Here is a 13,495-nt window from a genome sequence, read left to right on the forward strand (position 1 = left end):
ATTCTTTTGTTGATACTATTAAAATTTATGAGTTTTGAATTGTGATAGTATCAAAATAAACTAGTGCCTTTATCATTAGGAATTTCAGCGATTTACTTTAGATAAGGACTCTAGAAAGTAATTTCCTTAACGATATCCTAGTTTTTCTATTGTTTCATAGAGCTAGTTTGATATAGTTGTCTTTAGTTTGACCGAAATAAAAGATATTTATACGCAACTTATAAATCTTCTCTATTTTTATAATAACCAATGAACTAGTTAGGTATTCTAGTTATTTAAACAAATGAATAAACGTTTTGATGGTGGAACAAATAACGTAAAAAAAATAGGTAGTCAATATTACCTTGACTACCTATTGGTATCCCCTATTTTGTTTTCTTTTTAAATTCTTCAAGTTTCTTATAGATATCAGACATTCGTTTTTCCTCACCTGATTCAACTGGTTTATAATATTTTCGTCCAACTAGGTTTTCTGGTAGATAGTTTTGATTTACCCATCCGCCAAAAGTACCGATTGGGTAGTCATGAGGGTATTTATATCCTTTATGGCCTAGTTCCGTTGCTCCAAAATAATGCGTATCTCTTAGGTGGAGTGGAATGTCTCCTACCTTTCCTTTTCTAATATCACTGATTGCTAAATCTAAGCCTTTATAAGCTGAGTTTGATTTCGATGATAAGCACATTTCAACTACAACAACGGATAATGGTATCCTAGCCTCAGGCATTCCTAATCTTTCACTAGCTTCAACAGCAGCCAGTACATGTCCACCTATAGCTTTATTTGATAATCCAATATCTTCGTAGGCTATTACTAATAACCTTCTATTTACGGCAGTTAGGTCCCCACTCTCTAGTAAATGTGCTAAATAGTATAAAGCAGCATCAACGTCACTTCCACGTATACTTTTTTGCAGACTAGATAATAGATTATAAAAATTAGAACCTTTTTTATCTCCAAATACGCCGACCTTATCAATGAATTCTTCAACAGTTTTTTCTTCCAAAATTATTTCATTGTCAGTTTTAACTGAAGCATATACAACAGATTCTAGAACATTTAATGCTTTTCTAGCATCACCATTTGTTCCAGTAGAAATCATATCAATTATCTCTTCAGTGTATTTAACAGACAAAGAGCCTAATCCTCTTTCCTTATCAGAAAGCGCTCTATACAGTAAATTCTTTATGTGATCAGGTTCGAGCCTATGTAATTGTTTTATTTGCCCACATCTACTCCTAATAGCCGGATTGACATCATGATATGGATTTTCTGTTGTTGCACCAATTAATATAATTAGTCCTCTTTCAACATGTGGTAATAAATAATCTTGCTGTGCTTTATTAAATCGATGGATTTCATCTAGAAACAAGATTGTATTACCTTCCATCTTTGCTTTTTCAATTACAATTTCGACATCTTTTTTACCAGCAGTTGTTGCATTTAAAGAAGAGAATGGGAATTTAACAGTCCCAGCTATCGCATTTGCTATAGCCGTTTTGCCTATTCCGGGTTCCCCGTATAATAGCATGGAAGGAACATAACCATTTTTAATCATTTGGTAGAGTTTGGTTTCTTTTCCAATTATATCTTCTTGTCCCACAATGTCCTCAATTGTTTTTGGTCGCATTCTGTATGCCAACGGTTCTTTATTCAAGATTTACCCCTCCAAACTATATAAAAATTTATATTATTTTCCTTTTGACCTATAAATAGAAGTTTTACTAGTTATAATTGTACCCAACAAACAAAGTTTATCATTAAAAAGCATTCAACGGCACTGATAGTGTTTCCTAATGGTAACTCATAACGAACAACAGAGTTTCGAAAATGCATGGAACAGGTTATTCATGCTATAATAGCCTTTGTCAAAGACTAGGGAATCATAGCTAATTATGATAGATTGTTTGTTTTTACTTATTATAAATGAGGGAACGGAAATTGAAAATTAGATATAGAACAAAAAGGGAACTTTTCATACGTTGGTCATTTTTCATGCTTGGGCTGATTGTTTTAGCTTTAGGCATTTCGTTGACTATTAAAGCAAAAGATTTAGGAATCAGTCCTTGGGACGTTTTGCACTACCGATTATTTGTCCAGTTTGGACTTACGATTGGTACATGGTCAATAATTGCCGGGTTCACAATAGTATTAATCACTGCTTGTGTAACAAAGTCCTATCCGAAAATGGGGACATATATCAATATGTTATTAGTTGGACTTTTTATAGATTTTTTTAATTGGCTTATTCCAGATGTTCATCTAATGTGGTTGGAAATAATAATATTAGCTTTTGGAATTGTTATTACAGCTATCGGCATAGGCTTGTACGTTGCTCCTGATTTTGGAGCAGGACCAAGAGATAGTGTCATGCTAAGTCTTAGTAAAAAAATGGGTTGGAAAGTTTCACGGGTTCGTAATGGAATTGAACTTATTGTCCTTGCGTTAGGATGGTTACTTGGAGGGCCTGTCGGGATAGGGACGATTATCATCGTTTTATTTATAGGCACTGTGATAGGGTACTCCATACCAATTTCAAAAAGTTTATTAGATTTTACTTTAGAGAGAATAAGGAGAGGTGAAAGTTATGAAAATCTCAACTAAAGGGAGATACGGGTTAACGATCATGATTGAATTGGCTAAAAATGATGGTAATGGACCAGTTTCTTTAAAAACAATTGCACAAGATAATGATCTATCGGAACACTACTTGGAACAATTAGTTGGTCCGTTGAGAAATGCATCCCTAGTGAAAAGTGTTCGAGGAGCTTATGGTGGATACAACCTAGCTAGGCCCGCTAGTGAAATTACAGCAGGTGATATCATTAGAGTGTTAGAGGGACCAATTACACCAGTTGAAGGAATTGAGAATGAAGAGCCAGCAAAACAGGCATTATGGATGAGAGTAAGGGATGCTGTCAAAAATGTCTTAGACACTACTACGCTAGAGGATCTAAAAAATCATGGAGATGACGATAGTCAAGAACCATATATGTTTTACATTTAGGAGGAAAGATAAAGATGAACCCTATTTACTTAGATCACGCAGCCACTACACCGATACACCCAGAGGTTATCCAAGCGATGGTCCCAGTATTTGAAGAAGTTTACGGAAATCCTTCCAGTGTTCATCACTTCGGTCGAAAAGCGCGACAGATTATTGATGAGGCTCGTCGAGTAATAGCACTTAGTATCAATGCTAATGATAAAGAAATTACCTTTACAAGTGGCGGGACGGAAGCTGACAACATTGCCCTTATAGGTACAGCACTTGCAAATAAGAGCAAAGGCAATCACATTATAACAACAAAGATGGAGCATCATGCTACACTACATGCTGCTGAATATTTGGAAAAGCATGGATTTAGTGTCTCTTATTTAGATGTTATGGAAAACGGACAAGTAGATATTTCACAATTAGTAACAGTACTGACTGATGAGACGATACTTGTGTCGATTATGACTGTAAATAATGAGACAGGTGTTATTCAGCCAATTAGAGAAATTGGGGAGATTCTTAAGGACCATCAAGCTTATTTTCACACGGATGCAGTTCAAGCATATGGGATGTTGGAATTAGATGTGGAAGCACTTGGTGTAGATTTATTAACAGCATCTTCTCATAAAATAAATGGTCCCAAAGGAGTAGGTTTTTTATTTATAAAGAACTCTGTGAAAGTTGAATCACTTCAGTACGGGGGACAGCAGGAAAGAAAACGGCGCCCAGGAACAGAAAATGTTGCAGGAATAAGAGGTTTTCAGGCTGCTGTTGAGTTAGTTGCTAATGATAGGGAACAAAGGTTAACCTTATACCAAGAATATAAAACTTTTTTTCTGCAGATTTTAGAGAAAGAAGATGTTGAATTCAGTATAAATGGTGATATAAAAAATACAGTGGCTTCAATTATCAATATTAGCTTTCCAGGAACAAACGTTGAAGCTTTGTTGACTAACTTTGACCTTTCAGGAATTGCAGCCTCTAGTGGAAGTGCTTGCACTGCTGGTTCAGTTGAACCTTCCCATGTATTATCAGCCATGTATGGATCTTCCAATCAAACAACAGTGAATTCGATTCGGTTTAGCTTTGGACTTGCAAATACAAAAGAAAATATTGAAGAGGCTGCTAAAAAGGTGGCTACTATTGTTAAACGTCTGGCAATTAATTAAATAGATTTAGGTATATATAAAAGGTGGTGAGCATCATGGAAGACAAAAAAAATACGCGAGTTGTAGTTGGAATGAGTGGTGGGGTTGACTCATCGGTTACAGCATTACTATTGAAACAACAAGGGTATGATGTGGTAGGAATATTTATGAAAAATTGGGATGACACTGATGAAAATGGCATATGCACAGCAACAGAAGATTTTGATGATGTTGTTCGTGTATGCAACCAAATAGATATTCCTTACTATGCTGTTAATTTTGAAAAGCAATATTGGGATAAAGTTTTTACTTACTTCCTAGATGAATATAAAGCCGGAAGAACTCCTAATCCTGATGTAATGTGTAACAAAGAAATAAAGTTCAAAGCCTTTTTGGACCACGCCATCTCATTAGGTGCAGACTATCTGGCAACAGGACACTACGCGCAGGTTCAAAAAACAGGAGACACATACCAAATGATTCGCGGGGTAGATGATAATAAAGACCAAACCTATTTCTTAAATCAATTATCTCAATCCGTATTATCTAAGGTAATGTTTCCATTGGGTCACTTACCTAAAAAAGAAGTTAGAAGGATAGCTGCTGAAAATAATCTAGCTACTGCACACAAGAAGGATAGCACGGGTATTTGTTTTATTGGTGAAAGAAATTTTAAAGAGTTTCTTAGTGAATACTTACCTGCACAACCAGGGAAAATGACGACCTTAAGTGGCGTTGAACAAGGAAAACATGAAGGTTTGATGTATTATACTATTGGCCAACGCCAAGGACTTGGTATTGGTGGTGCAGGTGATCCATGGTTTGTAGTTGGTAAGAATCTAAAAGAAAATGTGTTATATGTCGAACAAGGGTTCCACAATGATCTTTTATATTCTGATGGTTTACTCGCAACGGAGCTTAACTGGATAAACAATGAGCCTCCCAAAGAAAAATTTAAATGTACTGCAAAATTCCGATACCGGCAGAAAGATAGCTCGGTAACTGTCATCCCTATGGAAGATGGAAAGGTACATGTAGAGTTTGATGAAGCAGAACGTGCAATTACTCCTGGTCAAGCAGTTGTTTTTTATCTGGATGAGGTTTGTTTAGGTGGAGGAACAATTGACGAGATTATTAAGAATGAAGAGTATATTGATTATGTTGGCTAGGTAAGAGAGGAATAAGTTTGCATATATAGGACTAGGGACAGACTAAAGGAGATAAATCCCAGTAAGTCTGTCTCATTCTTTTTATTCAAATCTAGTTGGTATTACGACAATTAATTGCAATGGGGTGTAGAGATGGATAAAATTAACAAAGGTATAGAATTAATGAAACAGCAAAATTTTGAGGAAGCAGCAAAAGTATTTAATGAATCAATTGAAGAGAATCCCAATGATAGCTTAGGATATATCAACTTTGGTAATTTGTTATTACATATGAACGATTTAGAAAGAGCAGAACGATTTTACAAAAAGGGTATTGAACTTGATCCTAAAGCGGCTACTGCACATTATGGACTAGGAAACGTATTTTTTGAACAAGCGCAATTTAACAAAGCACAGAAAAGCTTTCAGCAGGCAATTGACTTAGGCTTAGAGGAGGGTGACGTCTTTTTTATGCTAGGACTAACCTTTCAGAATCAGGACCATCAGAAGCTTGCCTTACCATACTTCCAGCGTGCTGAAGAGCTAAGTCTTGGCGATGAGGTCGTCTTATTTCAGTATGGGTTATCATTAGCTCAAACAAATCAAATAGATCTAGCTCAGGAAAAATTTTCTCGAGTATTAGAAATTAATTCAAATCATAGTGACGCGTATTATAATATTGGTGTAACTTATCTTTATCAGGAAGACATAACAAGAGCACTAGAAAGCTTTAGTAAAGCACTAGATATTCAACCAGATCATTTACTTGCAGCAAACGGTAAGGAAAAAGTTGAGGAAATGTTAAATCAACAATAAAGGGAGATTATGGTAATGGAGAATGACACTAGTACCAAAACAAAAAGCTATATTCAAGGTGAGCTCATTCACACTATTTTTGAAAATACGGATGAGCATTTTTCCATTGCCAAAATATCTATTTCCGAAACTAATGAACCTATAGAAGAAAAAGAAATTGTTATCAAAGGCTATTTTTCAAAGTTAGAACATGGAGAGACATACTTATTCCAAGGGATATTTGAACAACACAAAAAGTTTGGAAAACAGTACCAAGTCGAACACTATCAGAGGTTTGTTCCAAATACAAAAGATGGATTAGTAGCGTATCTTTCTAGTGATTTATTTTATGGTATTGGTAAGAAAACAGCTGAAAAAATTGTTTCGCGATTTGGTGAAAGTGCTGTATCGATAATATTGAATAACCCTAGTGTATTAAGTGATATCCCTGGGTTAACCAAGGATAGAGCAAAGCAACTCCAAAATGATCTCAAGCAACATCAAGGTTTTGAACATATTGTTGTCAATTTAACTAGTTATGGTTTTGGACTGAAAATGGCACAAAAGGTTTACCAAGCATATAAGGATAAGGCTTTGGAAATTCTGCAAACTAATCCTTATCAATATGTTTTTGATATTGAAGGGTTTGGCTTCCAAAGGGCTGATGAAGTTGCAAAATTGAATAATATTTCTCTCAATCACCCTAGTCGTATTCAAGCTGCTTGTGTCTACACACTTCATAGGAGTCTCCAGGATGGGCATGTCTATATACCATTAGAAAAACACATACAATCAATTGACGATCTGTTAAACGGACAATTTTCAGGTATATCCTATGAAGATATTTCCCGAGAAATAATTGAACTTGGTGAGCAGAAAAAGGTTGTAATTGAAGGTTCAAACGTATATCTTCCGTATTTATATTACGCGGAAAGTGGATTTTGCTCCCAACTAAAAAGAATTCATGATAAAGAGCAGGAAGACTCCTCAACTACGGCAGAATTGATGAAAATAGTTGGCGATATAGAAGAGGAAGAGTCGTTAAGCTATGGAAAAGAACAATTCGATGCAATTGAGAAGGCACTCTCTTCAAAAGTGGTGATTCTTACGGGTGGTCCAGGAACAGGAAAGACAACCGTTATTAAGGGAATTATAAAAGCATATGCACAGATTCATGATCTTTCACTTGATCCCGATGATTATGGAAATGGAACTCCATATCCATTCGTTTTGACTGCTCCTACAGGAAGGGCTGCCAAAAGGATTAATGAATCGACAGGACTTCCAGCTGTCACCATTCATAGGTTACTTGGTTGGAATGGTCACGAATCATTTGAAAAAGATCATGAGAATCCACTTTCAGGGAAACTATTGGTTGTAGATGAATTCTCGATGGTTGATATTTGGCTAGCTAACCAACTATTTAAAGCGATCCCTGATGATATGCAAGTATTAATCGTAGGGGATGAAGACCAACTACCTTCTGTAGGACCTGGACAAGTATTGGCAGATTTGTTAGCAAGTGATATTATCCCATCAGTGAAATTAGATGAGGTCTATCGACAAAAAGAAGGATCAAAGATTATTCAGTTAGCACACGAGATAAAAAACAACCAATGTACCCTTGAGTCGCTTGAAAAGGAAGCAGATTTTAATTTTATTCCTTGTAAGGAGCAACAGGTAGTTGATGTGATCATCCAAATCGTTACTAAAGCTTATGAAAAAGGAGTCGATCTACGGAACTTACAAGTTCTTGCTCCAATGTATCGAAGCCAAGCTGGAATTCACCGGATAAATGAAGAAATCCAAAAGCTAGTTAATCCGAAGAGTAATCAACGACGTGAAATAAAAACGAAGGATGCTATTTTTCGTACTGGAGATAAGGTAATTCAGTTAGTTAACCAACCTGAGGATGGAGTCTTTAATGGTGATATTGGAGAAATTACAGCTATATTCGAAGAGGACGAAGCTAGTGATCAAGGGGAACAAATAGTCGTTCTCTTTGATGAAAAAGAGGTTTCTTACGAGCCGAAAGATTTAAACAACCTGATGCATGCATACTGTACTTCTATCCATAAATCACAAGGGAGTGAATTCCCAATAGTTGTAATACCAGTTGTCTCCGGGTATCGGAGAATGTTAAGAAAAAATCTACTGTACACAGCTATAACAAGGTGTAAAAAGTCATTAATTATTTGTGGAGATAAACGAGCATTCTTATATGGTGTCCAAGAAGAAGATAAAAATCAAAGATATACTTCGCTCGCTCAACGTGTTTCAGAGAAGATTATTAATAATAAAGAAAGACAAGAAGAAGAGGAAGAACTTACACCTTATGATTTTCTATAAAAAGTGAAAGCTACAACTACCTTGGAGCTTTCTTTCCGAATGTATAAATTTATAAGTCCTGGGCATACTTGGTAGTAAATTTAAGATAACGTCAAGGAGTTGCTGCAAGTATGCACTGCCCTAATTGCAAGGGAAAGGATATTGGAAAAATAGGAAATCAGCAATTTTATTGTTGGAATTGTTTTATTGAGCTGTCAGTGCTTAATGGTGTATTTGATGTACACCAAGTGGAGCCAGATGGTTCATTAAGTTCATTAAACGACCTATTCTCTGAAGAGGAAAGAAAGCCCCAATGGTGAATCTTATTGGGTGGTGAATCGCTTGAATAGAACGTTAACGTCTCTGGTAGCATTAGGTGTAGGAGCAGTTATTTATCGTGGTGCAAAAAACGGTAATATGGACATTGGAGATTTAGTTAATAAGCGATCAATTAAAAAAATGCGAAAAAAGATAGGAAAGGCGATGCGCTAATTTAAAAGTTGGCTCATTAAATAATGTTAAAAAACCTTTGTTAGTACTTTTAACAAAGGTTTTTTAATGCATCATTTACCAAAACTATCATGTACACATGGGTTAATAACTTATGTTTAGACATTCGTTTCTCAACAAATACTAGTCCAGATATCTATTGTGAGGAGCTTTTTTCTATGTTTAACCAAAATAAACCAATGCGGCTATTATACTGGATTTTAATAGGTATTCTAGCATGTCTTTTCTTATATTTACTCACTATTCTCTTTCCATTTTATCGTACCTTTTTTTCGACATTTTTTAAAATTTTCACTCCCTTTATCATAGCTGGAATAATCGCGTTTTTGTTGCACCCAGTTGTTGAAAAGTTACATCAATATAATTTTCCTCGATGGTTAGCGATTATAGTCATCTATCTTCTGTTTTTTGGGGTGTTAGGCTATGTGGGCTATAAGGCTTTTCCTGCAGTTATTCATCAGCTGAGGGATCTGAATGAAAATCTTCCGCAATTTATCGATACTTACCGAAAAACAATTTATAACATGTATGAAAAAACATCTTTTTTACCCGAGACTGTTCATGATCGCATGGATGAATTTTTACATGATCTAGAAGCATTTATTGGTGACCTGTTGACAGATGCTGTTAGACAGCTCACAAAAATTCTGGATGTAGTGATCGTGATAGCAGTTATTCCGGTGTTAGTTTTTTATATGCTTAAAGATTTTGATCTAATTAAACAGACTCTTTGGAAGCTTACACCTAAAAAATACAGATTAGAAGGTAAAGAATTAGTTATTGAAATAGACAAGAGCTTAGGAAATTATATTAGAGGTCAATTATTAGTTTGTTTTTTTGTCAGTTTAACTACCTATGGTATCCTTTTGTTTATTGATATGAAATACCCGTTACTATTAGCTATTATCATGGGAATTACAAATATCATACCTTACTTTGGACCAATTATAGGGGCCATACCTGCTGTTGTAATTGCTTTTACAATTTCAATAAATATGGCTATTTACGTGATTATTGCCGTTTTCGTTGTTCAAATAATTGAAGGTAATTTACTATCGCCTTTTATCGTAGGAAAAAGCATTAAAATTCATCCTATTCTTATAATTCTTGCTCTCTTGATAGGTGGTGAAATGGGAGGGATTATAGGAATGATTGTAGCTGTACCCTTATTAACAGTTACAAAGGTATTTTTAAGTCACACAAGAGCTTTTAAGTCTGTTAATTGACAGGACCAAAAATGTTCTTTATAATATCGCATAGAATAATGTAAAATGATGAAGAACATTAGTACATGACAGACCATCTAAAGAGAAGGATTTCCTTGGCTGAAAGAGATTCTAGATGAAGGGTCATCGAAGCTAGTTCTGAGTGCGTTTAAATTCGTCGGTTTCGCACCGTTAAAGCGTTCAAGGTGATGAACATCTTTTTGTTCATAATCAGGGTGGTACCGCGGAATAAACTCTCGTCCCTGCTTTTTTAAGCAGGTATGGGAGTTTTTTTGTTACTTTTACTATCTTTAATGCCCTGACCCACACAAATTAGAATTCGAAAATCAAATGGAGGTTGAAGAAATGAAACGGTTATCTTCGGCAGAAGTACGACAAATGTATTTAGATTTTTTTAGAGAAAAAGGACATAGAGTAGAGCCTAGCGCATCACTAGTGCCACACGAAGACCCAACCCTTTTATGGATTAATAGTGGAGTTGCAACAATGAAAAAATACTTTGATGGACGAGTGATACCAGATAATCCACGTTTAGTAAATGCGCAAAAATCAATCCGAACAAATGATATCGAAAATGTTGGATACACTGCACGACATCATACATTTTTTGAAATGCTCGGTAATTTCTCGATTGGTGATTATTTTAAGGAAGAGGCAATTGAATGGGCATGGGAGTTTTTAACGAGTGACAAATGGATTGGTTTTGATAAAGAAAGACTAACTGTAACCGTTCACCCAGAGGATGATGAAGCCTTTAATCTATGGAAAAATAAGATAAAATTACCTGAAGAAAGAATTATTCGATTAGAAGAAAATTTTTGGGATATTGGCGAGGGACCAAGTGGACCAAATACAGAAATTTTCTATGACCGAGGTGAACAGTACGGGAACGACCCGACCGACTCAGAGCTATATCCTGGTGGAGAAAATGAACGTTATTTAGAAATATGGAATGTCGTATTTTCTCAATTTAATCATAATCCCGATGATACGTACACCCCATTACCGAAGCAAAACATTGATACAGGTATGGGGTTAGAGCGGATGGTATGTGCTATTCAAGATACTCCAACAAACTTTGAAACAGATTTATTTTTACCACTTATTAAAAAGGTGGAAGAAATGAGTTCTGTGAAATATGGCGAAAACAACAATTTGGATGTAGCATTTAAGGTAATTGCTGATCATATCAGGACAGTGACTTTCGCTGTTAGTGATGGTGCTCTCCCTTCCAATGAGGGCCGTGGATATGTGTTAAGAAGATTACTTAGACGTGCTGTAAGATTTGCTAAGCAAATCGGTATTGATAAACCATTTATGTACCAGCTAGTGTCAACTGTGGGAAATACTATGGAAAACTTTTATCCTGAGGTTAAAAGTAAACAAGCTTTTATTGAAAATGTGATAAAAACAGAAGAAGAAAGGTTCCATGAAACCCTTAGTGACGGGTTAACGATTCTTTCTGAAATAATGGAAGAGGAAAAACAAAAAGGAAGTAATGTGTTTCCTGGTACAGAGGTATTCCGATTATATGACACATATGGATTTCCTAAGGAGTTAACCGAGGAATATGTGGAGGAAGCTGGTTTTACCATTGATGAACAGGGTTTCCAACAAGAGATGGACAAGCAACGAAACCGTGCACGTCAAGCACGACAAAAATTTGATTCTATGCAAATACAAGATGGGGTTCTAAGTCAGGTTGATGTAAAGAGTGAGTTTGTTGGATATGATAAAATAGAAGTTCATTCAATAATTACCGAAATGATTAAAGATAAATCTTATGTCGATTCTGTAAGTGTGGATGATGAAGCATACATCATTTTGGAGGAGACACCTTTTTATGCTGAAAGCGGTGGACAAATCGCTGATGAAGGATGGATTTTCACAGAGAATGCAACGGCTCATGTTGAAGGTGTTCAAAAAGCACCAAAGGGACAAAACTTGCATCGAATAATTGTAAGAGAAGGTAGTTTGAAAAAAGGAGATGCTATTAAGGCATTAGTAGACAAAAACTCTAGAGCCTCTATTGTTAAAAACCATACAGCTACTCACTTATTGCATCAAGCACTAAAAGATGTATTGGGTGAACATGTAAATCAAGCCGGTTCATTAGTTGCAACAGACCGTTTACGCTTTGATTTTTCTCATTTTGGAAGTATTAGTAATGATGAATTAAATAAAGTGGAAGCAATTGTAAATGAAAAAATTTGGGAGACAGTAGAAATAGACATCAATTATCATAACATTGAAGATGCTAAGAAAATGGGAGCAATGGCATTATTTGGTGAGAAGTATGGTGATGTAGTAAGAGTTGTAAAGGCCGGAGACTATAGTATCGAGCTTTGTGGAGGCTGTCATGTTAATAATACAGCAGAAATAGGTCTATTTAAGATTATTTCAGAATCAGGGATTGGGGCCGGTACAAGAAGAATTGAGGCAACTACAGGTAGAGGTGCTTACCAGTATATGACTACTAAACAAGCAGTCTTACAAGAAGCTGCAAAACTTCTTAAAACAAATGAAGAAAAGGTGCCGACGCGAATCGAATCTTTATATCAAGAGTTAAAAGATGTTCAACGAGAGAAGGAATCATTGAGTACGAAGATATCAAATTTAGAGGCAAGATCAATTCTTGATCAAGTTCAAACTATAAATGATGTAAAATTACTTGCTCAACAAGTAGATGTTCAGGATATGAATCAACTTAGAAACATGGTTGATGAACTCAAGCAAAAAATAGATTCAGGTATAATTCTGTTGGGGTCTGTAAACAATGGCAAAGTGCAACTAGCTGCTGGCGTATCGAAGGATTTAATTGAAAAAGGTTTCCATGCTGGAAAGCTAATTAAAGAGACTGCAACGATATGTGGAGGTGGCGGTGGAGGCCGACCAGACATGGCCCAAGCAGGTGGAAAATTACCAGATCAATTGTCTAATGCATTAAGCTATGCAGAAAACTATGTCAAATCTAATTCATAGTTTGCCATTTCATTCCAAAAAGCTGTATATTATAATAGATGTAGTCAAATAGAATCAATAGAAAAAACGGTAAATTGAAAAGTGGGGTGTTTTCATGGGATCAATGGATAAAACGATGAAGTTTAGTTTTTCAGAGGAACCCTTTGACGACAATGTAAAAGAAATATTGCTTACTGTTCATGAAGCGTTAAGGGAAAAAGGATACAATCCAATTAATCAAATAGTAGGTTATTTGTTATCTGGTGATCCTGCTTATATTCCGAGACATAAGGATGCTAGGAATTTAATGCGAAGAATTGAACGTGACGAACTGATTGAGGAATTGGTCAAATTCTATCTCGACCAGAATAAAGAGGGCTAAA

At 35.6% G+C, this 13,495-nt stretch carries 12 protein-coding genes and 1 other annotated feature; of the genes, 11 read left to right on the forward strand and 1 reads right to left on the reverse strand.

Annotation, left to right across the window (positions count from 1 at the left end; translation table 11 throughout):
- Positions 1 to 365 precede the first annotated feature (365 nt).
- Positions 366 to 1,655, reverse strand: coding sequence for a replication-associated recombination protein A (locus GH741_RS10020; protein WP_153736659.1), 1,290 nt, complete (start codon positions 1,653 to 1,655; stop codon positions 366 to 368).
- A gap of 284 nt (positions 1,656 to 1,939) precedes the next feature.
- Here GH741_RS10020 and GH741_RS10025 point away from each other — a divergent pair, with 284 nt between their 5' ends.
- The 11 genes from GH741_RS10025 to GH741_RS10075 all read left to right on the forward strand — a co-directional run bounded on the left by GH741_RS10025 (position 1,940) and on the right by GH741_RS10075 (position 13,494).
- The gene (locus GH741_RS10025) at positions 1,940 to 2,602 is read left to right on the forward strand and encodes a YczE/YyaS/YitT family protein (RefSeq protein WP_240795459.1); all 663 of its coding nucleotides are present in this window, start codon (positions 1,940 to 1,942) and stop codon (positions 2,600 to 2,602) included.
- A complete protein-coding gene (cymR, locus tag GH741_RS10030) occupies positions 2,586 to 3,005 on the forward strand; it encodes a cysteine metabolism transcriptional regulator CymR (protein ID WP_153736660.1) in 420 nt (139 codons plus the stop codon). Before GH741_RS10025 ends, cymR begins: the two co-directional genes overlap by 17 nt.
- Before the next feature lie 14 nt (positions 3,006 to 3,019).
- Positions 3,020 to 4,165, forward strand: coding sequence for a cysteine desulfurase family protein (locus GH741_RS10035; protein WP_153736661.1), 1,146 nt, complete (start codon positions 3,020 to 3,022; stop codon positions 4,163 to 4,165).
- 35 nt (positions 4,166 to 4,200) lie between these two features.
- On the forward strand, positions 4,201 to 5,313 hold the full coding sequence (mnmA, locus tag GH741_RS10040) for a tRNA 2-thiouridine(34) synthase MnmA (RefSeq protein ID WP_153736662.1): 1,113 nt from the start codon (positions 4,201 to 4,203) through the stop codon (positions 5,311 to 5,313).
- A 132-nt stretch (positions 5,314 to 5,445) separates the two neighbouring features.
- Positions 5,446 to 6,108 (forward strand): tetratricopeptide repeat protein, encoded by a 663-nt coding sequence (locus tag GH741_RS10045; RefSeq protein ID WP_153736663.1) that lies wholly within the window; start codon positions 5,446 to 5,448, stop codon positions 6,106 to 6,108.
- Positions 6,109 to 6,123: 15 nt separating this feature from the next.
- Positions 6,124 to 8,436, forward strand: a complete 2,313-nt coding sequence (gene recD2 / locus GH741_RS10050) for an SF1B family DNA helicase RecD2 (protein ID WP_153736664.1) — start codon at positions 6,124 to 6,126, stop codon at positions 8,434 to 8,436.
- A gap of 110 nt (positions 8,437 to 8,546) precedes the next feature.
- Complete coding sequence (locus GH741_RS10055) at positions 8,547 to 8,735, forward strand: hypothetical protein (RefSeq protein WP_153736665.1); 189 nt, start codon at positions 8,547 to 8,549, stop codon at positions 8,733 to 8,735.
- A gap of 22 nt (positions 8,736 to 8,757) precedes the next feature.
- Positions 8,758 to 8,907, forward strand: a complete 150-nt coding sequence (locus GH741_RS10060) for a YrzQ family protein (RefSeq protein WP_153736666.1) — start codon at positions 8,758 to 8,760, stop codon at positions 8,905 to 8,907.
- A gap of 176 nt (positions 8,908 to 9,083) precedes the next feature.
- Positions 9,084 to 10,151, forward strand: a complete 1,068-nt coding sequence (locus GH741_RS10065) for an AI-2E family transporter (RefSeq protein WP_153736667.1) — start codon at positions 9,084 to 9,086, stop codon at positions 10,149 to 10,151.
- 39 nt (positions 10,152 to 10,190) lie between these two features.
- Positions 10,191 to 10,398 (forward strand) — a binding site (T-box leader).
- Between the two features lie 98 nt (positions 10,399 to 10,496).
- Positions 10,497 to 13,133, forward strand: a complete 2,637-nt coding sequence (alaS, locus tag GH741_RS10070; protein WP_153736668.1) for an alanine--tRNA ligase — start codon at positions 10,497 to 10,499, stop codon at positions 13,131 to 13,133.
- 94 nt (positions 13,134 to 13,227) lie between these two features.
- A complete protein-coding gene (locus GH741_RS10075; RefSeq protein WP_153736669.1) occupies positions 13,228 to 13,494 on the forward strand; it encodes an IreB family regulatory phosphoprotein in 267 nt (88 codons plus the stop codon).
- The last annotated feature ends 1 nt before the right edge of the window (position 13,495 follow it).

It is taken from the genome of Aquibacillus halophilus, assembly GCF_009649745.1.
In the GTDB taxonomy this organism is placed as follows: domain Bacteria; phylum Bacillota; class Bacilli; order Bacillales; family Amphibacillaceae; genus Aquibacillus; species Aquibacillus halophilus.